Annotated in this window: 28 protein-coding genes; 20 read left to right on the top strand and 8 right to left on the bottom strand. The window is 35.4% G+C overall.

The window, feature by feature from the left end; all coding sequences use genetic code 11:
* Positions 1 to 89 precede the first annotated feature (89 nt).
* Positions 90 to 386: a type II toxin-antitoxin system RelE family toxin gene (locus B7G66_RS08865; RefSeq protein WP_048859111.1), complete on the bottom strand. Its 297-nt coding sequence runs from the start codon at positions 384 to 386 to the stop codon at positions 90 to 92.
* Positions 367 to 654, bottom strand: a complete 288-nt coding sequence (locus B7G66_RS08860) for a type II toxin-antitoxin system RelB/DinJ family antitoxin (protein WP_048859110.1) — start codon at positions 652 to 654, stop codon at positions 367 to 369. The genes B7G66_RS08865 and B7G66_RS08860 overlap by 20 nt, the downstream gene beginning before the upstream one ends.
* 207 nt (positions 655 to 861) lie before the next feature.
* Here B7G66_RS08860 and B7G66_RS08855 point away from each other — a divergent pair, with 207 nt between their 5' ends.
* The 4 genes from B7G66_RS08855 to B7G66_RS08840 all read left to right on the top strand — a co-directional run bounded on the left by B7G66_RS08855 (position 862) and on the right by B7G66_RS08840 (position 2,704).
* A complete protein-coding gene (locus B7G66_RS08855) occupies positions 862 to 1,047 on the top strand; it encodes a hypothetical protein (RefSeq protein WP_048859109.1) in 186 nt (61 codons plus the stop codon).
* A gap of 335 nt (positions 1,048 to 1,382) precedes the next feature.
* Complete coding sequence (locus B7G66_RS08850; protein WP_048859108.1) at positions 1,383 to 1,703, top strand: hypothetical protein; 321 nt, start codon at positions 1,383 to 1,385, stop codon at positions 1,701 to 1,703.
* Positions 1,704 to 1,796: 93 nt separating this feature from the next.
* A complete protein-coding gene (locus B7G66_RS08845; protein WP_052955179.1) occupies positions 1,797 to 2,441 on the top strand; it encodes a ParA family protein in 645 nt (214 codons plus the stop codon).
* Complete coding sequence (locus tag B7G66_RS08840) at positions 2,438 to 2,704, top strand: hypothetical protein (RefSeq protein WP_048859106.1); 267 nt, start codon at positions 2,438 to 2,440, stop codon at positions 2,702 to 2,704. The genes B7G66_RS08845 and B7G66_RS08840 overlap by 4 nt, the downstream gene beginning before the upstream one ends.
* A gap of 27 nt (positions 2,705 to 2,731) precedes the next feature.
* Here the strand turns inward: B7G66_RS08840 and B7G66_RS17280 are convergent, their stop codons facing one another.
* Positions 2,732 to 3,331, bottom strand: coding sequence for a hypothetical protein (locus B7G66_RS17280; RefSeq protein WP_141312935.1), 600 nt, complete (start codon positions 3,329 to 3,331; stop codon positions 2,732 to 2,734).
* 491 nt (positions 3,332 to 3,822) lie between these two features.
* On the opposite strand from B7G66_RS17280, the gene B7G66_RS17275 reads away from it, so the two are divergent.
* From B7G66_RS17275 to B7G66_RS08805, 10 genes are all read left to right on the top strand, one after another.
* Positions 3,823 to 4,356: a hypothetical protein gene (locus B7G66_RS17275; protein ID WP_141312933.1), complete on the top strand. Its 534-nt coding sequence runs from the start codon at positions 3,823 to 3,825 to the stop codon at positions 4,354 to 4,356.
* On the top strand, positions 4,349 to 5,464 hold the full coding sequence (locus B7G66_RS17830; protein ID WP_159107957.1) for a phage baseplate assembly protein: 1,116 nt from the start codon (positions 4,349 to 4,351) through the stop codon (positions 5,462 to 5,464). The genes B7G66_RS17275 and B7G66_RS17830 overlap by 8 nt, the downstream gene beginning before the upstream one ends.
* 10 nt (positions 5,465 to 5,474) lie before the next feature.
* Positions 5,475 to 6,044: a phage baseplate assembly protein domain-containing protein gene (locus B7G66_RS08830; protein WP_159107956.1), complete on the top strand. Its 570-nt coding sequence runs from the start codon at positions 5,475 to 5,477 to the stop codon at positions 6,042 to 6,044.
* A 30-nt stretch (positions 6,045 to 6,074) separates the two neighbouring features.
* Positions 6,075 to 6,422 (top strand): hypothetical protein, encoded by a 348-nt coding sequence (locus B7G66_RS17270; protein ID WP_141312931.1) that lies wholly within the window; start codon positions 6,075 to 6,077, stop codon positions 6,420 to 6,422.
* 4 nt (positions 6,423 to 6,426) lie between these two features.
* On the top strand, positions 6,427 to 6,615 hold the full coding sequence (locus B7G66_RS17265; protein WP_141312929.1) for a hypothetical protein: 189 nt from the start codon (positions 6,427 to 6,429) through the stop codon (positions 6,613 to 6,615).
* On the top strand, positions 6,615 to 6,875 hold the full coding sequence (locus tag B7G66_RS08825; protein ID WP_080937648.1) for a hypothetical protein: 261 nt from the start codon (positions 6,615 to 6,617) through the stop codon (positions 6,873 to 6,875). The genes B7G66_RS17265 and B7G66_RS08825 overlap by 1 nt, the downstream gene beginning before the upstream one ends.
* The gene (locus tag B7G66_RS08820) at positions 6,872 to 7,270 is read left to right on the top strand and encodes a phage GP46 family protein (protein WP_080937647.1); all 399 of its coding nucleotides are present in this window, start codon (positions 6,872 to 6,874) and stop codon (positions 7,268 to 7,270) included. Before B7G66_RS08825 ends, B7G66_RS08820 begins: the two co-directional genes overlap by 4 nt.
* Positions 7,270 to 7,950 (top strand): DNA circularization N-terminal domain-containing protein, encoded by a 681-nt coding sequence (locus B7G66_RS08815; protein WP_080937646.1) that lies wholly within the window; start codon positions 7,270 to 7,272, stop codon positions 7,948 to 7,950. Before B7G66_RS08820 ends, B7G66_RS08815 begins: the two co-directional genes overlap by 1 nt.
* 129 nt (positions 7,951 to 8,079) lie before the next feature.
* Positions 8,080 to 8,385, top strand: a complete 306-nt coding sequence (locus B7G66_RS08810; protein ID WP_080937645.1) for a P27 family phage terminase small subunit — start codon at positions 8,080 to 8,082, stop codon at positions 8,383 to 8,385.
* A 2-nt stretch (positions 8,386 to 8,387) separates the two neighbouring features.
* Positions 8,388 to 10,064 (top strand): terminase large subunit, encoded by a 1,677-nt coding sequence (locus B7G66_RS08805; protein WP_080937644.1) that lies wholly within the window; start codon positions 8,388 to 8,390, stop codon positions 10,062 to 10,064.
* 25 nt (positions 10,065 to 10,089) lie between these two features.
* Here B7G66_RS08805 and B7G66_RS08800 read toward each other — a convergent pair whose 3' ends face one another.
* Genes B7G66_RS08800 through B7G66_RS08785 form a run of 4 tightly spaced genes read right to left on the bottom strand, consistent with a single transcriptional unit; the run spans position 10,090 to position 11,973 of the window.
* Entirely contained in the window at positions 10,090 to 10,482 is a 393-nt protein-coding gene (locus tag B7G66_RS08800; protein WP_048859104.1) for a hypothetical protein, read from the bottom strand.
* 53 nt (positions 10,483 to 10,535) lie between these two features.
* Positions 10,536 to 11,033 carry a hypothetical protein gene (locus B7G66_RS08795; RefSeq protein ID WP_048859103.1) on the bottom strand — a complete coding sequence of 166 codons (498 nt, stop codon included), beginning with the start codon at positions 11,031 to 11,033 and terminating at the stop codon, positions 10,536 to 10,538.
* On the bottom strand, positions 11,033 to 11,470 hold the full coding sequence (locus B7G66_RS08790) for a hypothetical protein (protein WP_048859102.1): 438 nt from the start codon (positions 11,468 to 11,470) through the stop codon (positions 11,033 to 11,035). The genes B7G66_RS08795 and B7G66_RS08790 overlap by 1 nt, the downstream gene beginning before the upstream one ends.
* Positions 11,467 to 11,973: a hypothetical protein gene (locus B7G66_RS08785; RefSeq protein WP_048859101.1), complete on the bottom strand. Its 507-nt coding sequence runs from the start codon at positions 11,971 to 11,973 to the stop codon at positions 11,467 to 11,469. Before B7G66_RS08785 ends, B7G66_RS08790 begins: the two co-directional genes overlap by 4 nt.
* Positions 11,974 to 13,066: 1,093 nt before the next feature.
* On the opposite strand from B7G66_RS08785, the gene B7G66_RS08780 reads away from it, so the two are divergent.
* From B7G66_RS08780 to B7G66_RS17255, 6 genes are all read left to right on the top strand, one after another.
* Positions 13,067 to 14,587: a DEAD/DEAH box helicase gene (locus B7G66_RS08780; RefSeq protein ID WP_048859100.1), complete on the top strand. Its 1,521-nt coding sequence runs from the start codon at positions 13,067 to 13,069 to the stop codon at positions 14,585 to 14,587.
* 4 nt (positions 14,588 to 14,591) lie between these two features.
* On the top strand, positions 14,592 to 14,999 hold the full coding sequence (locus B7G66_RS08775; RefSeq protein WP_048859099.1) for a hypothetical protein: 408 nt from the start codon (positions 14,592 to 14,594) through the stop codon (positions 14,997 to 14,999).
* Between the two features lie 10 nt (positions 15,000 to 15,009).
* The gene (locus B7G66_RS17260) at positions 15,010 to 15,324 is read left to right on the top strand and encodes a hypothetical protein (protein ID WP_141312927.1); all 315 of its coding nucleotides are present in this window, start codon (positions 15,010 to 15,012) and stop codon (positions 15,322 to 15,324) included.
* Between the two features lie 82 nt (positions 15,325 to 15,406).
* Positions 15,407 to 15,850: a hypothetical protein gene (locus B7G66_RS08770; RefSeq protein ID WP_141312925.1), complete on the top strand. Its 444-nt coding sequence runs from the start codon at positions 15,407 to 15,409 to the stop codon at positions 15,848 to 15,850.
* Positions 15,850 to 16,023, top strand: coding sequence for a hypothetical protein (locus B7G66_RS17825; protein WP_159107955.1), 174 nt, complete (start codon positions 15,850 to 15,852; stop codon positions 16,021 to 16,023). Before B7G66_RS08770 ends, B7G66_RS17825 begins: the two co-directional genes overlap by 1 nt.
* Positions 16,024 to 16,026: 3 nt before the next feature.
* Complete coding sequence (locus tag B7G66_RS17255; protein WP_141312923.1) at positions 16,027 to 16,353, top strand: hypothetical protein; 327 nt, start codon at positions 16,027 to 16,029, stop codon at positions 16,351 to 16,353.
* A gap of 437 nt (positions 16,354 to 16,790) precedes the next feature.
* Here the strand turns inward: B7G66_RS17255 and B7G66_RS17250 are convergent, their stop codons facing one another.
* A complete protein-coding gene (locus B7G66_RS17250; RefSeq protein WP_141312921.1) occupies positions 16,791 to 17,645 on the bottom strand; it encodes a hypothetical protein in 855 nt (284 codons plus the stop codon).
* Positions 17,646 to 17,843: the final 198 nt, after the last annotated feature.

Here is a 17,843-nt window from a genome sequence, read left to right as displayed (position 1 = left end):
CGTGAAACGAACGCATATCCTAGTGGAAGATTCGTATGGTGACATCAGACAATATATTATCTAGCCCAACACCACCCTAGAAAGGGGGATTAAAAATCCCCCTCCCCTATATCGTCGTAAACTTGATCGTGGTTCCGGCGGCCTACATTGACCACCAGGATCATGACTTCGCTGTCTTTGACCGCATAAACAAGCCTGTATCCCGAATCCCGTAGCTTGATTTTATACAAGCCGTGGAGCGGTCCAGCCAACAGAGGCGCAGCCCTTGGATCGTCCTTCAGCTTCTCAAGCTTCTTTTTGAACTGGATTTTGATGGTGTTATCCAGCTTACGCCATGCCTTTAGCGCAGGTTCAGAAAAGCCAATTTCATAGCTTGTCGAGGTCATCAATTTTTACTCTGGTGATCTTACCCGGGTTCGCCAGCACCTTCTTTGCTTCGATCAGTAATTCCCGATCCTCGGCGCTCAAAAGTTCTTTTTTGATCGGCGGTTCCCCGGTGGTTGCTATGTAATGAAGAACATCACGGAATATGTCTGAGGGTTTTAAGCCCGCCTGCTTCAAGTTTTCATAGGCTTTGTCCTTTACTGCCTTATCAACAACCATGCTGATTTGTGTTTTCTCACGGCTTCCGGTGCTGGTGGTTGTGGTGGGCATGTGAAAGAGTCCTCGGATAATCTTGCTTGTTAATCTCACGCGCGGGACGTGTAGATCTTATGTAGTGTTTTTGTAGTTATAGAGCAAGGGGAATCCCTCGCACTCGAAATATGTAGCTACATATTCCCTTGACAACTACGTAACTACGGTATTATAAGAGGGACATAGCAAGGCAATACCGCCTGCCACTGTTGAGGATTTAACCCAATGACTAACGATGTGTTCAAGCAGGCTGGCAAATACGCCATCGAGTTTATGGCGGAACAGGCAGAACTTACCCCGGAAGAAATGGCACAAGCCATTGAGAACGATTTTAAGGCTGACGGAAACGGCTCTTACAGGCGTTTCGTGAAACTGATGGTAACGGCGCAGGAACGCTTTAGCAGCAAGTAGCAACACAAAGCACTAGCTTCATGAAGCTAGTGCTTTCCCCTCCCCTTTCGAGGATGTAAGCTAATACCTGATTCCCTGCGCAATAAAAACAAAAGCCATGATACCGAGACCATTAAAGATGTCGCCAGCATATGCGATTCCAAAAACCAAGATCAGCGATTGGTGCTGGATGAACTGGAAGGGCGTTTAGGTGCCGAATGCGTGGAATAAAAATGTAGCTACATCAAATAAGGTGGTTGTTGAAGCTACAGGTATCATCTGACAGAAAAGCATACACAAACATAAAGCTTTATGTTTGTGTAGCACCAACTACATAAAGTTCTAGGGGTATAAAGATGGCTTTAAAATTTTCTGCCCAAGAAACAGCGGCCATGAAGCGGCATCAAATCAAACTTACGAATCTACTGACGCAGACGATTCAGGCCATACAGAAATTCAATGCTGAACTTGATTCCATGAACGATACATTCAAGGCTGTTAAGGACCGCCTTGAAGATGAATTTGAGGGTAAGACCTTGGCTTGGCAGGATGGAGAAGATCGGGCGCGTATTTCAGATTGGCTTGATGAACTTCAAGCTATCTCCATCAGTAAGATCAAAGAACCTGAAGGTATGGCAAAACTAGCATCCTTGAAGGCTCTAAATTTAGAGCCGTGACATATGTAGCAACAACATCATAAAGCATTATGTAGTTGAATATACAGAAACCTGATGCTATCTGTATATGAAGATACAGGAACACAAAACATCATGAAGAAAGTTCTAGCTTTTTCAAGCTCTAAAGGTGGGGCAGGCAAGTCTACTACCTGCCAGATTGTGGCACAGGTACTTGCTCACAAAGGACAGGCCGTGACGATCCTTGATGCCGATCCAAACAAGCCGCAAGAACGCTGGCGCACAGGCGATTCAAAACTACCAGTTAAGGTGATAGGGGATATCACCGAAAACAACGTGGTGACGCACATAAACGCTATTGAGGCAGGTTACGTGCTGATCGACCTTGAAGGCGTGGCGTCAAGGCTTGTGGCGCGGGCCATAGCTAAGGCTGATACGGTTATAGTGCCATTTCAGGCAAGCACATTAGACGCCAATCAGGCGGGGCGGACCATTAACCTGATCAAAGAAGAAGAAGAACTGTTGGAACGGGAAATCCCGTTTAAGGTGATGCTCTCCAGAACCAATCCGGCCATTCAGTCACGGCTTGAAAGGGATCTCGCGGCGCAGCTTGCGCGCAATGGCCTGCCATTGATGGAAAACCAGTTGAATGAACGATCTTCATACAAGGCCATATTTGCCTACAAAACATCCCTGTATGAACTGTCATCAGAAAAGGTTAATGGCATTGAAAAGGCCATTATGAATGCTGAACAGGTAACGAAGGAAATTGTATCATGAGTGATGATGATGCTTTTGCCATTAAGCCAACGGGCCGTGATGTTGATCTTGAAAAGATTGATCGAGTGGCGGAAGGACATGGCTTTATAAGGCGCGAAGTGAAAACAAGGCGTAACCATGTTGGTCTTACGCTTCCGATTAACGTGAAGCTTGATCAGGAAACATACAATGCCTTTATGCGTTTCTGTTCAGACCACGATGATATGACTTACCGAAAGGCAATAGGTAAACTGTTGAAAATGGCAGGATACCTTAAAGAATGAAACAAAGGGGGCTTAAATGCCCCCTTTTTATTCAGGTTTGTTATATATGTTATAACCTTCTTCTGTTGCAAATAGTATAAACAATTTCCAGCCGTTGTATTCAAATATAAGATCAACAAAACCTTGTTTTTTAAGTAAATGTTCATATGTTTCTGATTCTTCATGTAGCCCTTCGCAAACATATTCAACCATTGCGCTATATGAAACGTACTTCTCTAAAAGGCTAATGGAAGTTCTTGAATCAGAACCTTTAAGCCATTCACCAAATTCTTCTTGACAATGAATTATAATATCTACGTCTATTTCTTTTGGTTCATTGGCTTTAATTTCAAGTATAGTTTCTTCAAAATTTAAATTTTTCACATATTGTTTGCAACAAGATTCAATTTGTTTTTTTGCTGTTTCTGCTACATTACATATAAGTTTTTTGCATTCTTCATTGTTAACAAGGCGTTCTGTTGTATATAGAACTTCTTCTTGAACAATTTCATTTAGTAGATATTCTTCAATTTCTTCTTCTGAATTTTGGTATATTTCAGAAAGTATATATGAAAGGCGTTCTTCTAGTTCTGAAATAATGTATTCTTCAATGTAGTTAGCAAAACCAATTTGAATTTCGTTAAGCATTAATTTGTTTCCTTTATGTTGTTTCAAAAATACCTTTCTTAAATGCCTTTAATATGTGGCGTTGTTTGAAAGAGAAAGCTTTATGTCACAAACAAACTTTTTTAACAAGTAAAAAATAAACTAAACAGCAAAAAACTTAATATACATGTTTAAAGGACATAGAAGACGATAGAAACTTAAATTTCTAAACAGGTATGAACCTACCGGAATTAAGTTTTTAAGTTTCTATACTGCTATTCAAAAACAGCCCCTAGAAAGCCGTATGATGGCCTATACAGGGTAAGCCATACACTAAGTACCTAATCTGACGTAAACGGCACTGTATGGGCAACGTCAGGGCTTCTAGGCGAATGTTTCAAAGCTAAATAAACATGATGGTTAATAGCCATTACTTTTATAGTAAATTACTTCCTAAATGAAAGGCATGTCTAAAATTTTAGACATGCCTTTTTGCAACTAAATACCACTATTATAATAATAGGGGTAATAGTATGTCAGATGTTCAAACTACATTACAAACATTCATAACTGCATTTAACGACAATCTTACAAAAGTAAATGAACTTATAAAGATCATTGAAATATACGGTTATAATTCAACATTAAAAACTGTTGTTAATAACAGTGATGAATATTCAAATGTTCGTCAAAATGCACTTGTGTTAATTGGTTCTATAATACCAACAATAATATTCACTACTTCAACAGATGCAGAAAACCTAAAAGATGAACTTTCATATATTTTCGATGCTGAAAGCTATTTCATCACTGATAGGCAATTATTTACTTACTTTAATGACCTGCAAGCATCCATACAAACCGTATTAAGTGAAAACGGTTTTGGTTTACCAGAACTGATAACATATACAACTAAAAATTCATTACCGGCGGCTTTAATTTCACAAAACCTATATGGCGATGGTTCATATGATGACGACATAATACAAAGAAACAACGAAAATGTAATACATCCGTTGTTCATGCCATTGTCTTTAACTGTTTTGTCAGGTGTTGAAAATGTCTGATATTACAGTAACAGCAAAGGCACCATATAGGCCACCAACTAATGATTTATATGTAAGAATAAACAGTATTCTATATAGTAACTTCATTTCTTTTAGATTTACAAGGTCAATGGAAAATGTTCCATCTACATTTACAATGGAATTATTGTGTTATGGAGATACTTTACCTGTAGTTACCATGAATGAACCTGTAGAAATATACTTGCAAAAGAAACAAATATTTTCAGGTATGATTGAAATGAGAAGTATAATTGTTAATGGAAACAATACACATTCATTGTCAATTAGTGGTCGTTCAAAGCTAAAGAAACTGGTTGATGATATGCCGGAATATGCCGGAACTTCCATTAACAACATTCAAACATTGGAAGACCTATGCTTACAAGTTTGTAAAACTTGTGGAAATGTTGGTGTTTATAATTTGTCAACTACAAATGATAAGATGGCATGGAATTCTGTTCCTTATAACATTGGTGATACAGGATGGTCCATTCTTGATAGATACGCCAGATACCAAGGGAAGTTATTGTATGATAATGGATATGGCGCTTTGGTAATTAATGATGTTGCTAAAACTGCTACAACAACCATAAATGAAACTTCACCTTTAAGAAGCTATGGTTTTTCAGAAGACATCACACAGCGATACGCACAATATAAGGTGCTATGGCAACCATACACTACGTTGTCACAGACTGGATTGCCACCAGCAGCCACCAGCAGCGATCCACAGGCAACCATATTCAATGGTGAAGGCCGCACCAAGATAACGATCAACAGCACCAGTGACGAAGATGGGTCTTTGGCGCAAAGGTACGCACAATGGCAAGCAAACCGTGCTTATGGCCGTTCTCGTTCCGTTACGGTTGAACTTGTGGGATTTACCGACGCTTCCAATACATTATGGGACGTCAACCAAATGGTGAACATTAACTTGCCAATGATTGGTGTTAATGAAGCTATGGTTACATGTGACGTTACATATTCATATAGTAATGGTGGTGGATCAACTACTGAAATTACATTTTATCCTGCATTGGCATTTACCTTTGAACCCGCCACTCTCTACCAAAGTGACCCGTCACTTCAAAACTTGCCATCAGCATAAGGGGATTTATATGGAGAGAAGCATACAAGAATTAAACAATAGGGTAACACATTTAGTTAAAACTGGTACCATTTCAAACAAAATAGTAACCAATGGCACCATACATACCGTACAAGTGTCACAGTTCAATGGTTATGAAGTTCATAATAATGTGCCCATGTATGGAACATGGGGCGTTACTTCAACACCGCCAGTTGGATCGCAAATAATTACATTGTCAGGTTATGGCGCAGGCAACAATAAGTTTGTCATTGCCACGCATGATGTGAACACCCATCCACAAAAAATGTCACAAGGTGAAACGCAAATATATGATGCCAATAAGCAATCATTATATTTGTCAGTAAATGGCATTATCATAACAGCACAAAATGAATATGAAATAAAGTTAGGTGATAATACCATTTTCACCATAAACAAAGATGGCATAAGCATTGATGCAAATGTGTCAATAACTGGTGCATTGAAAGTCAGTGATAGTATCACCGCCACTGGTGATGTAACCGGCAATAACATTTCACTTTCAAGCCATATCCATTCAGTGACAGCAGCACCGGGTGAAACTGGTGCGCCACAATAGTAAATAAGGAATAACAGCCAAGGAGAAAATATGAAAAAACTTATTTTAGCATGTGCATTATGTTCACCATTATTTTTATTAAATGCTTGTTCAGAAAAGAACGCTGAAAAAGGCGTTTATACAGCAGAAGCAACTTACGTATTATTAGCGAAAGCCGCTGATCAATATGAAACAGGCAAGTTAGGTATTATACCTGATGCCAATATCATAGCACTTATTAAACAATATGAACAAACAGCATATACAGACATAACAGCTTTGTCAACAAAAGCACAAGCAGGACAAGCAATTACAGCAACAGAAGAATTGTCGGTTACACAAGCAGTTGAAACATTAAAAGACTTTCTAACTGAAAAAGGCATTTATACAGGAGAATAAAAATATGAACGTAGCAGAAATAATACCATTATTGGAAGCCGCAATATCAGACATACCAACTTTAATCACTATCATTGAAAACCTAATTTCAATCTACAAATCAGGCACAGCACCAACAGCCGACCAATGGGCATCACTTAATGCACTTGCGGCATCTGTACATAATGCTGTTCAAACTGACGGGACAAAATAATGTCCCGTCAAGAACAGACTGTTGTAAATGAAAAATACGATAAGAACTATACAAACATTAAAGTGTTGGAATCAGAAAAGCCAAAAGCCTATTACTTGAAGTATAAAAGCAAGCCATGTTCAATAAAGAAAGAAATGGCACATTCATTTAACAACAACAGTTATTTGCCAAAAGTAATGACTGAAAGCAAAGCGAAAAACCAATGCAAGAAGTTAAACGAGCATTTCAACACAACAGATTTTAGTTACGAGGAATTATGATTACACTTACTTACAACAACGACTATCAATATTGTGATTGGTTTATGTCCAATGATGGACAACTAAACTTAGAAACAGAAATATTAGTGGCACTGGGAACTGACCGCATAGCAGAAGACACATGGACTGGCGCAGACAAAAAAGGCTGGTGCCTTGATCCGTCCTTTGGTTCCAGATTATGGGAACTAAAAGAAATGTCTTATGAAAATGGCACATACGAATCTAAAGCAAATTCATTTGTAAAAGAATCTTTGCAGTACTTAATAACTAACGAAGTATGTAAAGATATAGATGTGTCATCAACATATGATAGTGGAAGACTAACCATTATGATAACAATTACAAAAAACAATTCAGAAAAAGAAGATTATCAATATGAATGGGGTACTAACTAATGGCTATCCCAACATCATTTGCAGGAATACAGTTCTATACAAGATCATGTTTAGAAACAGGTTATAATAAACAAGCAGTTCAACATGAAATAGTAAAAGGGAATGGCCCTTATATTGAAATAATGGGTAATGGCACAAGCGTATATGAACTGGAAGGATTTTTAGATAATAGTTATGGTTTGTATTTGGACAAAAACATGTTTATGCAACAAATACAGTCAGTTGGCATTGGTCAATTATTACATCCTTCATTGGGTTTAGTTTCCTGTTGGTGTTCAAATGTAACAACAAGAGAAGATGCAAACCAATTAGGAATAATCAACATAACACTAACTTTTGTTGTTTGTAATAATGACCAATATACATTGACAACTGATAATGGTTCAATATTACAGTCAATAACTAACCGTGCTTCAAACTATCTAACAAGTATGAACATCAGCGGTTTGGGAACTAATGCTATGTCATTGGTTAGTGGTGGTGAAGCCATTATGCGAAACGTTGGCGGCATTGATTCAGCACTGGCACCAATGGGACAGACACTTGGTAGGTTCTACCAGTATGGCGGCCAGTCCACAGCGATCTTGAACATGATTAGCGTGAACCAATCAACGGCAGGTGTTGTGCCATCAGTGATAAGCAACCATTCGTCAGTTGTTGGTGCTTTAGCGGCCTTATAACGGCAAAAGCAGCAGAAAAAGGCATAAGAACACCCCCCGGGGTAAAAAGTTTTTATGCCTTTCTTGCAATCGCACAACCCCCTTTTTCTTTTACAAGACAAGAAATAAAATAATTTTTAGGAGTGACAAATGAACTATGAACAAAAAATAAAAACAATGGTTGATGACAAGCCACAATATGAATTTGCCATAAAACAGTTTGCACGTTTGTTAACTGATCGAGACGCATTACAGGCGTTAGTGGACGAACAAGGATTCACGTACAGGGCCGGTGACTTAATCAAACCAAATCCAGCAGTTGGACAATTGCGTGAAGTTCAAAAGCAGCTTCTTACTTTCTATTCAAGGTTTGGTTTAACTTCTCGTGATGAACGCTTGTTAGAAAAAGAACAAGAAGAAGATACAGATTTAAGTGAATTTTCAGACTTGGAGTAATAATGGATGTATTATACAAATACGCTTATGATGTAGTAGCAGAAAAAATAGATGTTTCAAAAGAAACTAAAGCAGCTTGTTTAAGGTCCATTAATGACCTTAAAGCATCAGAATCAGAAGACTATCCATATTACTTTGATCCCACGGACGGCTTACGTTTCATAAAGTTTGCCGCACATTTCCGCCATCTGGAAGGTACCAAAGCGGGTGAACCTTTCATACTAATGCCGTGGCAAGCATGGGTTTTTGGTCAAATCCTTGGCTGGAAAGAAAAGGGAACCAACAACAGGCGTTTTCGTGTGGCGCACATTGAAGTGCCCAGAGGCAACGGTAAATCGTTCATGAATTCGGTTTTCTGTTTGTATGCGTTGTCACTGGATAAGATGAAAGGGCCACAGGTTTATTGTTGTGCCACGTCACAGAAACAGGCGCGTATCATTTTTGATAAGGCGCGTGACATGTGTGAAAATGAACCAAATAAGTTCATTAAGAAGTTTCTTGGTTTACATGTAAGAACACATGATATTGAACTAAAGAAGAAATTAAATGGTTTTACAAATCGTGGTGTTTTTCGCCCTTTGTGTGCTGATCCAACAAGGCTTGATGGTTTAAACATTTCAACAGTTGTTATTGATGAACTTCATGAAATGAAAAATAGCCACATATGGGACAAGTTAATATCTGGCGCTGGTAAAAGACCTTCAACATTAGTCATTGCAATTACAACTGCCGGTTTTGATATGGGAACTGTTGGTTATGAAAAAAGTATGTATTGTTCAAAAGTTCTAAAAGGTGAAGTTATAGATGATACTTTTTTCGGTTGTATATGGAAAGCTGACGCAACTGATAACATGTATTGCGTGGAAACGCTAAAGAAAGCAAATCCCTGTTGGGATGACATGAATGATCATGGCCTGTTGATGTCATCCATGAGTAAAGCGGAAGTTGTTCCATCAGAAAGGAATGCATACTTAACGCTTCATTTAAATCAATGGGTTGCCAATGGCGATTCATGGCTTGATCTTGATAAGTTACGCAAATGTAAAACTGTTTTAGATATTAAAGAATTTGTTAATGAACCTTGTTATATAGGTTTAGATATGGCGCGTGTTTCTGATATGGCATCTGTTGTTCAGTGCTTTTACAAAGATGATAAGTTATATCTATTTCCACATTATTTTTTGCCAGAAGATACCATTAACGCACGCTTGAAAAATCCGTTGTATAAGGACTGGCTGGACAATGGCTGGATTCATTCCATTCCCGGTCCCGTGATTGATCCTGAATATGTGCGTAAGTTCATAGAAGACTTATGCATGACATATGATGTGCAGATCATAGCAGCCGATCCAGCGTTGCAAGAAGGTGTTGCCATACCATTGTATAATGCTGGCTGGCCTATCAGGAATTGCCCGCAAGCATGGAAATTGTCCAAGCCTGCCAAAGCATTGCAATCCATGATTTTGACTGGAAACATACGTTATGAAAATCCCATCTTTGAATGGAATTGCGGTAACTGTCATATAAAAACAGATACCCGTGAAAACATATATGTCAGTAAAGATTACACTTCATCACCACGTTTAATTGATGGTGTTATTGCCACCATAATGGCTTTGTATAAGTTGATACCAGATCAATATGAAGGGTCTTGTGTTTCTTCATGGCAGGTTGATTAAAAAAGGAAGCATTAAGCTTCCTTTTTTAATCTTTTAGTTTTATGTAAAATTCATGTTCATCTGTTATATCGTTTATGTTTTCTGGTAAAATGTCATCATATGAACAGCTAATTACATTGCCATTTTCAAAATATTCTATTTTCAGATCATCTTTTTGGTATGTGAATATAGGTTCATATGGATGTAGCTTTATGTTTTCATTCATGGATATGAACCACAAACCAAGTCTTGTTATGTTGTTATGATAAGTTACATACCATTCTGTTGATGGCTCTCTTATCAGGATAAAGGTTGTATCGCCATCTGGAATGTAACTGGCATCATGAACAGTGCCATTAACAAAAATGGTATCTTTTAATACTTCATAATTATAGTTTTTAAGTTTAATGGCTTGTAATAGCTTTTCTTTAAGTGACATAGTAAATTACCTCATGTTTTAATTATTTAACATGAAGCATGTAAAGCTATCATTTAAGGCATTAAACCTTTAAGTTTTAAGTAGAACGCTGTTTCTTCATCCATGTTTTTTATATCAGTTATGTATTCTGAAAGTTTTTCAATAACTGTTCCATCTGGTTTATAACTTATAATAGGTTCATGAGTTGTAAGCCAATATACAATCCAATATGGCTCTTCTATTTCTTTATCTTCTAACAATCTAATGTAATGTCTTTCGGCATCACATATTGCTATGTCCTTATCTTCGCACCATTGAAAAGCGGCATGATTAAAATCTATTCTGTTTTCAGATGGATAGTAACTAAACAGTAAACCATTCAAGTGCTTGAGTTCTTCTGATCTTGTTCCAGAAATGGTGATTTTATAATGGTTTTTTTTGTTGGCGGCAAAGTAACAACGTTCTGTTAATTCCTTTCCTTTGTAAAATACGATTAGCTTTTCATCTTTTATTTCAAATGTGAATAGCTGATCCATAATGACAGGCAGTTTCAAAAATTCAATCATATCCATTATATTAAATCCTTTAGTTTTAAGTAAAATTCTGTTTCTTCATCTATATCTAAAATATTTTCTGGAACGATTGCTTGTTCCGTGCCACCTATAACTGTCCCATCCGGCATAAAGACTAGATCACTATTTTTGAAAAAATCATCATAACTTGATCGCTCAATAAGACTTAAAAAGAACTTTCCGTCTTTGAAAAGTATTACGCTAATGTTCTGTCTTTCAAATCCTTTGTTTCTATCTGCTTTATAGCATAAACTGTATTGTATGTTATATTCAGGAAACTTATCGCAATGGAATATGTAAAGATTATCATCTTTACTATACCTTTCGAAACTTATAAGATTATGATCCTTTATAAAACCTATTTCTTTTAATTGTTCTTCATCATCATGTATTTCACGGACTCGCATGGCCCACATCATTATTTCTTTTATGTTCATATTAAGTCCTTTAGTTTTTGTTTTATTATTGGATCATTTATGTTTGTAATACCTTCATCTGAAAAGGTGCCACCATAAATGGTTCCGCCTTCATCAGCCCAATAAGTTGCTAATATCTGGTATTCTATTCCTTTGTTGCAATTTTCAAAGTCAACTTCAAACATAGTTGGATATTCTATACAATCTATATTCATGTTTTCATCAAAAACTTCTTCATAGTAATTCAATATGTTAAGAAAAATATATTCTGGATTAGGTTTATTGTAACTAAGGTTACAAAAGAAAAAATCTGTTTCAGTAACATAAAATTCTATATCAAGTTCAGTTCCAAAATAGGCGGTTATAAGATAATGGTTCGTACATGCTGTTTTTTTATCAAACCATACTTCTTCTGGTCCGTTGTATGTTAAGTGTGGTATTTTCTTATCAAAGAAATCTTTATAGTGAATTTTAAAGTGATCTTTGTATGTTAATGGTAATCTTATTACATCAAACAAATCCATGTTGTCTGTCCTATCAGTTAATGTTGATTGTATTTAAGATCAGCGAAAAGGCCGCATATAAGGCGCTGTATGGCTTTGTGGGATTGTTCTGGTATATGGATAGCTGAAATGGCTTGAATGGGCTGTACGGGCAACGTCAGCGCTTCTATGGGTATGATAGAATCTGGCCTTTCAGAAATGTTCACCCGTAATCTTCAGGGGGAGTGTTATGCCGCGTTGCGGCTCTCTATCCCTTGACCTGAAATGAACAGGATCATGTCTGTTTCAAATCAGAAAAGGAAATGAAAGCGAAAATTGAATGAAAGGAATTTGTATGGGCAAGTGAAACGACGCCCATACTTGTTCTTTTTATGAAATTTTAGCAAAGGATTAGCTTATGCCGTTAGGCATAAGTAAGTCCTTCTGTTAATTTAGTTTGTAACTAGACAACGAACTAATGAAAACAGGTAAGGAATAACTTGTCTTGTTTCATTATGCATTGTTCATTTAGTAAGTTATTTTTATACATCTGGTTTGAAACAAGACAAGTTATTCCTTACCTGTTTTCATTATAGCATGTTTTTTTGTTTTCATAATTTAAGCCATGCCTAATTGCCGGTTTCACCGGCAAGCAAGCATAGTTAGATTGCGAATATAAAAAAGAACAAGTATGGGCGTCGTTTCACTTGCCCATACCTGATTGTTTCTTTTTCATATCCTCAATTTCTCATTATTTGGTTTTTTGTTTTGGAAATAAACAGTAATTACGAAAAACCGCACCCGATATCTATATAGTCTTTTATGGGATAATGAGTGCAGTTTTCAGACAGAGAATGAAGGTTACGGGTAAACATTTTAGTTTTACTTCTTTATTGCGCCTTTTTTCACGATCTGTTATAAATAACTTTAACAACAGGGTAATAACTGGCTTGGAGGCCATAAGTTATTATTCTTGCTTAAACAAAAATATTTACAACACCATAACAGCATGTTATAAATAATAACAACATACGAAGTAATTTGTTTGTTTCAATGTAAATATTTTTGTTTAGCTGCCCTGTTGTACTCCAATACAACAGGGCATTTTTTATGCTTACATTAAAGGAAAACAAAAATGAAAAAAACAAATTACATTGAAACATTAAACGCAATTCCAGCAGCAGGCAAAACACATGCTGCCATTACATACATAAAAGAAACCTTTGGAATTACAAAAAGCAAAATACTTTATGTGTTGCCAACAAAAGAAGTTATTAACGAAGTTTACAACAAACTTTTAGAACAAGGCATTGAACAGGTAACTAAAATATATGGTGATGATAATATTTCAACATCTGTTCAAGAAAGAATTGTTGATTTCGTTATAAACCAAGAAAGCCCATACATACTAATGATCACCAACAGGGCAGCCATGATGCTTTCAGATAGGCTTACTGGTTTCGACCTTGTGGTCATAGACGAAGAAATACCGTCATTTGGCGTTACTGAACGCCATTTGCCAACCAATAATGAAGATCAAATGGCATCATGTGAATATTTCTTTACATATATTTCAAGAACAACAACCTGTTTCAAAGGGTTATCAAAGTTATCATTAAACCATTCCTCATACAAAAACATAAACAAAGAAGATGAAATATACAAAGTTTTTAATGAAATGTTCGAAAACATGGATAAAGGAACATTTGACTATTACATATTAGATAATGAATTGGACAAACTTCTTGATGAAGAAAGCGATACAAATTCACTTCATATAATGTCCATAATGAGGCCAACATTCTTTAAGCAACAAAAGGAAGTAATTTACTTAGGTTATGATATTGAAAATGCAAATTCTTCATTAGTTTATAAGGCGTTGTATAACTATCAGTTCAAGCAATCAAAACTAGAAAAGAAATTACGTTTCAAACAATATTCAAACAAAGTGGTTATTTCATACATATTCAATGAAAGAATAGGAAAGCAAGCCATTTCAAACAATGAAAGGCTACAACAACAAGTTAAAGAATATGTTGAAAACAATAGCTTTAACAATGACTGTTTGTATAGAACCAACATTAAAATGAAAAGCAAAGTTAAGTTTTTCAATTCAGAAGAAATAATGGCAAAGCCACATGGCATCAACAACCCAAAATGGACACAAAAAACAAAGATCGTTCTTCTAAACCTTTTCTATACAAACCCATATGAAAGCATGTTCTTTCAGAACATGGGCTATGAGCCTGCCGATATTGAGGCAGGGCGCAACGTAAACATGATCGTGCAGCAAATTACCCGATCAGCCATACGCCACAATACAGGCGAAACCATAAATGTATTGGTGCTGGATCAGAATACAGCCCTATCAGCCGCAAGCGCATTTGCAAACGTAACCGTGCAGGATTCAGGCTTAATCCCGGATAAGGGTCCAAGGCAAACCAGATCCGATAAACTGGATAAGGAATTTGCCGAGAAATGCACAGAATGCAAAAAAATGGATTACAACTTTTCAAGAAAGAAAAAAATAACAAAACAACAACAAGAAGAATGGCTTGAAACATTGAAAGTATGGAAAGCACTATCAAACAAGCTTACAGATCAGGATTACAACAAAAAATTAAACAAAGCATTGAACGCAACAATTAAAGGGTAAACAAATGAACATAATAGAAAAACTTACATTTCCATTTAACCATGAAAAATATCTTTCCATATCAATAGATCATGATTTCACAGCTTCTTATTACTACAAAGGAAAGCTATTAGGTGAAGCTATTTTTGATATTGGGCTTTTCGACATTAAAATTGAAGATGTTTTCATTTCCATAACAGAAAAAAACGAAATATTTGCAATGACAGCAGATGGTGGTTTTTATATACAACAGAAGTATATTGATGGCTATTCATACGAAATATATTTGTTAAACAAAAAGATTGATTTTGAAACAGATAGTAAAGGGAACATAGTTAAAGGAACGCCACCTTTTGATTTAGATATTTCAAACATATTAGAATTAGAAAATGAAGAAGTTAAATTCTACTTAAAATTACAAAACAAAATTTAAGGAGAAAGGAATGCAATTAGTTTCAATATATGAAAATATAAACATACTAAACATTGAAATATTATCAGATTGGAGAGTATTTGATTTAGAAGAAATAGAAAAGCGGGTTGCTATATGGAATATAACTGGAGCCGGTGAACCTGTTATCCCCGGAATAGCACTTGATCTGTTTGTATGGGAAAACAAAGATCATGAACACATTGAATTCATATACAACTACGCAAAACATCATAATTGGCAAGAAACCTTTAAGGACTGGTCAAGCCTTATAGATGATGAAAAAGAACAATTAGTATTTTACCTAAAACTACAAGAAAAAAACTAATGTTCTTCATACTAAAACAAGCATAAATTAAAGCACTGATTAAATAACTATATAACAAGCAAAATTAAAGGAAGTAAATTAAATGGTACATATTTTACTAATAATACTACTAACAATGTTTATAATAATTACAATACCACAAGTATTTTATACTATATGGGAAGAAGTTATATTGAAATTTTTCCCAAAAAATGTATTGCCAGAATATAGGGAAGAAATACCGGACAAGGAAGATATCGAGGGATGGAAGGCATATGTTTTGTGTGATGACTGGCCCATACCACAAAACAGAAGAATATACAGGTATTTTGAAAATTTCAGGCAAGACCAGTTAGAACAAAAAGAAAGTTACATACATTGCATTATAAAAGAAGCATTAACCGACGAAACACAAACAAAACTATTTGCTTCCCATTTGAAAGATAATTTTGATACATGGGATGAAGATTTCAAAGACTGGGACCAACTTTCATATTATGAAAAAGAAGAATTATTATTTTACAAAAAACTACAAGGATTATATTAATGGCTAAAAGAAAAACAAAATACGATAGTTCATATCCAGTAACACCCAAACCAAAAGGTATCACACTTAACATTCAACATTATGCCGGTAAAGAAACACCATTAACAGGCATTACAACAAACGCACATGGAGAACAAATACATTATAACATTGTATTAAAGGATGAAAAGTAAAATATGGCTAAAGCAAGATCAAAAGAAAAATCAAAAAAAGAACAAAAAGCAACAAAGTTTTTAACAGAACATAAAGAACATCAACATTACAAGATAATAAAATGGTATGTATTATATAAAGATGATTGGGAAGAAGTGTTCAGCGGATGGGCCGATCTATCAGAAGAAAAACAGGAAGAAGTAATTTTCTTTATCAAGTTACAGTATGACGAACAAGAAGATACATCAGATGTTATAGACCTTTCAGGCGGACAATTAACATATGTAAATCTAAATTTACCTACAATTACACATGGAAATATTGTCATACCAAGATCATTAGGGAAATAATAAAGATATTGATACTTTTTTAATGATAAACAAAGATAAGTAACATATAATACAGTTATTATGTATTGTTACATTATTTTTCCTATAAAGCCAGTTTAGTTATTATAACTAAACTGGCTTTATTACATTCAAACAATCCCTTGAAAACGGCAAACGTTCCGTATATGTTCCTGACATGGCACATAACCGGACACGCGCGCAAAAGGATGAAGAACGAAAGCTGGTTCTAGCCACCAAACTTTCATTCTATAAGGCGTGGCATTTTTCCGCGTTCTGTCCTCGATGCTATGACTACCGCAAGGTAGAGATCCGGCCATTGCTGGCGCACAGGTCACCAACAGAAACCGTTGCGGAAACCATCAGCAAGCTAAGGTGCCACAAGCACCATATGGCACCAGATAGAATCACCCTTGAAGGTAAATGCCTTCATATCTATCTCAAGGGGCTTTATTAAGTTTAGCATAATTTTCAATTGTTAGTTGAACTTCAAGCAATCTTTTTTCAAGAATACTTTTGTGTTTAAAGTATTCTTTTGATAATTTTTCATAAGATTTTTTAAATTCAGAATTTACTTCAACATCATAAAAAAGCTTAGTTATTTCTAGTGATTTTTCAAATATTCCTTTACATGACATAATGTAGTTATCCATATCAATTATGTCATTTTTAATTTCTTCTTTTGTTTTTCCATATACACGAATATGTTTTATTTTTCTTTCATAAAGAGAAAACATATTATTAACTAATTCAAATCCTGAAATTTCTATAAAAACTTCCGATGACACATAAGATGTAAAAATATCCAAGTAGTCTTTTTTGTGGTTTATTTCTTTAAGGAGTGTTTTTATTGAAACCTGAAACTTTGAATATTCAACATCTTTCAATGGCATATCATATGACACTGTTTCGTAGTATGTTTTTAACAAACTAAATTCGTCATTTATCCTAGATGTTAAATCTTTAATTAAGCCTATAGTAGAATTCCTTTTACTAACATCTAATGAATTTTTAGATGTTACCGAATTTTCTTCGCTTATTTTAAGTGAATTCTTTGATATATTATAAGAAGAAAAAGAAATTATAGATGAAACAACAAGAGCCAATGAGGCTACAAAAGCTGATAACCAAGGTGCAAGATTTGTTTTTTGTATCCATCCAGAAATATACAAATTATAAGCTATCATACATACAAGAAGTATAATTGGAAGTACAAATGAAATTATACGAACTACATTTTTGATTGTTTTAAAATTCATGTCTTCTGGCCTTGTCTCGATATCAAGAAGTAACATGTAACAAGGCAATGTTCAACGCACTGGAAAACAAAAAGGACGTAACCAATTCGGGTTACGTCCTTTTTCACTTATAGGTTCTAAATAATGTCTAAAACTATTTATAAAAGTTTTCAGTAAATATTAAACTAAACATCAATAAGGAGAACTTTTTTATATGGACGATTTTCTTTCACTTATAGGTAAAGCTTTTATAAC

Source organism: Novacetimonas hansenii JCM 7643, assembly GCF_000964405.1.
In the GTDB taxonomy this organism is placed as follows: Bacteria; Pseudomonadota; Alphaproteobacteria; order Acetobacterales; family Acetobacteraceae; genus Novacetimonas; species Novacetimonas hansenii.
The sequence above is the reverse complement of the archived record's forward strand: the minus strand, read 5'-3'. Positions and strand labels throughout refer to the sequence as shown.

What these genes read in the sequence shown, in the direction of transcription:
- B7G66_RS08865 (WP_048859111.1), bottom strand. Translation starts at nt 386, where the DNA reads ATGACCTCGACAAGCTATGAAATTGGCTTTTCTGAACCTGCGCTAAAG.
- B7G66_RS08860 (WP_048859110.1), bottom strand. Translation starts at nt 654, where the DNA reads ATGCCCACCACAACCACCAGCACCGGAAGCCGTGAGAAAACACAAATC.
- B7G66_RS08855 (WP_048859109.1), top strand. Translation starts at nt 862, where the DNA reads ATGACTAACGATGTGTTCAAGCAGGCTGGCAAATACGCCATCGAGTTT.
- B7G66_RS08850 (WP_048859108.1), top strand. Translation starts at nt 1,383, where the DNA reads ATGGCTTTAAAATTTTCTGCCCAAGAAACAGCGGCCATGAAGCGGCAT.
- B7G66_RS08845 (WP_052955179.1), top strand. Translation starts at nt 1,797, where the DNA reads ATGAAGAAAGTTCTAGCTTTTTCAAGCTCTAAAGGTGGGGCAGGCAAG.
- B7G66_RS08840 (WP_048859106.1), top strand. Translation starts at nt 2,438, where the DNA reads ATGAGTGATGATGATGCTTTTGCCATTAAGCCAACGGGCCGTGATGTT.
- B7G66_RS17280 (WP_141312935.1), bottom strand. Translation starts at nt 3,331, where the DNA reads ATGCTTAACGAAATTCAAATTGGTTTTGCTAACTACATTGAAGAATAC.
- B7G66_RS17275 (WP_141312933.1), top strand. Translation starts at nt 3,823, where the DNA reads ATGTCAGATGTTCAAACTACATTACAAACATTCATAACTGCATTTAAC.
- B7G66_RS17830 (WP_159107957.1), top strand. Translation starts at nt 4,349, where the DNA reads ATGTCTGATATTACAGTAACAGCAAAGGCACCATATAGGCCACCAACT.
- B7G66_RS08830 (WP_159107956.1), top strand. Translation starts at nt 5,475, where the DNA reads ATGGAGAGAAGCATACAAGAATTAAACAATAGGGTAACACATTTAGTT.
- B7G66_RS17270 (WP_141312931.1), top strand. Translation starts at nt 6,075, where the DNA reads ATGAAAAAACTTATTTTAGCATGTGCATTATGTTCACCATTATTTTTA.
- B7G66_RS17265 (WP_141312929.1), top strand. Translation starts at nt 6,427, where the DNA reads ATGAACGTAGCAGAAATAATACCATTATTGGAAGCCGCAATATCAGAC.
- B7G66_RS08825 (WP_080937648.1), top strand. Translation starts at nt 6,615, where the DNA reads ATGTCCCGTCAAGAACAGACTGTTGTAAATGAAAAATACGATAAGAAC.
- B7G66_RS08820 (WP_080937647.1), top strand. Translation starts at nt 6,872, where the DNA reads ATGATTACACTTACTTACAACAACGACTATCAATATTGTGATTGGTTT.
- B7G66_RS08815 (WP_080937646.1), top strand. Translation starts at nt 7,270, where the DNA reads ATGGCTATCCCAACATCATTTGCAGGAATACAGTTCTATACAAGATCA.
- B7G66_RS08810 (WP_080937645.1), top strand. Translation starts at nt 8,080, where the DNA reads ATGAACTATGAACAAAAAATAAAAACAATGGTTGATGACAAGCCACAA.
- B7G66_RS08805 (WP_080937644.1), top strand. Translation starts at nt 8,388, where the DNA reads ATGGATGTATTATACAAATACGCTTATGATGTAGTAGCAGAAAAAATA.
- B7G66_RS08800 (WP_048859104.1), bottom strand. Translation starts at nt 10,482, where the DNA reads ATGTCACTTAAAGAAAAGCTATTACAAGCCATTAAACTTAAAAACTAT.
- B7G66_RS08795 (WP_048859103.1), bottom strand. Translation starts at nt 11,033, where the DNA reads ATGGATATGATTGAATTTTTGAAACTGCCTGTCATTATGGATCAGCTA.
- B7G66_RS08790 (WP_048859102.1), bottom strand. Translation starts at nt 11,470, where the DNA reads ATGAACATAAAAGAAATAATGATGTGGGCCATGCGAGTCCGTGAAATA.
- B7G66_RS08785 (WP_048859101.1), bottom strand. Translation starts at nt 11,973, where the DNA reads ATGGATTTGTTTGATGTAATAAGATTACCATTAACATACAAAGATCAC.
- B7G66_RS08780 (WP_048859100.1), top strand. Translation starts at nt 13,067, where the DNA reads ATGAAAAAAACAAATTACATTGAAACATTAAACGCAATTCCAGCAGCA.
- B7G66_RS08775 (WP_048859099.1), top strand. Translation starts at nt 14,592, where the DNA reads ATGAACATAATAGAAAAACTTACATTTCCATTTAACCATGAAAAATAT.
- B7G66_RS17260 (WP_141312927.1), top strand. Translation starts at nt 15,010, where the DNA reads ATGCAATTAGTTTCAATATATGAAAATATAAACATACTAAACATTGAA.
- B7G66_RS08770 (WP_141312925.1), top strand. Translation starts at nt 15,407, where the DNA reads ATGGTACATATTTTACTAATAATACTACTAACAATGTTTATAATAATT.
- B7G66_RS17825 (WP_159107955.1), top strand. Translation starts at nt 15,850, where the DNA reads ATGGCTAAAAGAAAAACAAAATACGATAGTTCATATCCAGTAACACCC.
- B7G66_RS17255 (WP_141312923.1), top strand. Translation starts at nt 16,027, where the DNA reads ATGGCTAAAGCAAGATCAAAAGAAAAATCAAAAAAAGAACAAAAAGCA.
- B7G66_RS17250 (WP_141312921.1), bottom strand. Translation starts at nt 17,645, where the DNA reads ATGTTACTTCTTGATATCGAGACAAGGCCAGAAGACATGAATTTTAAA.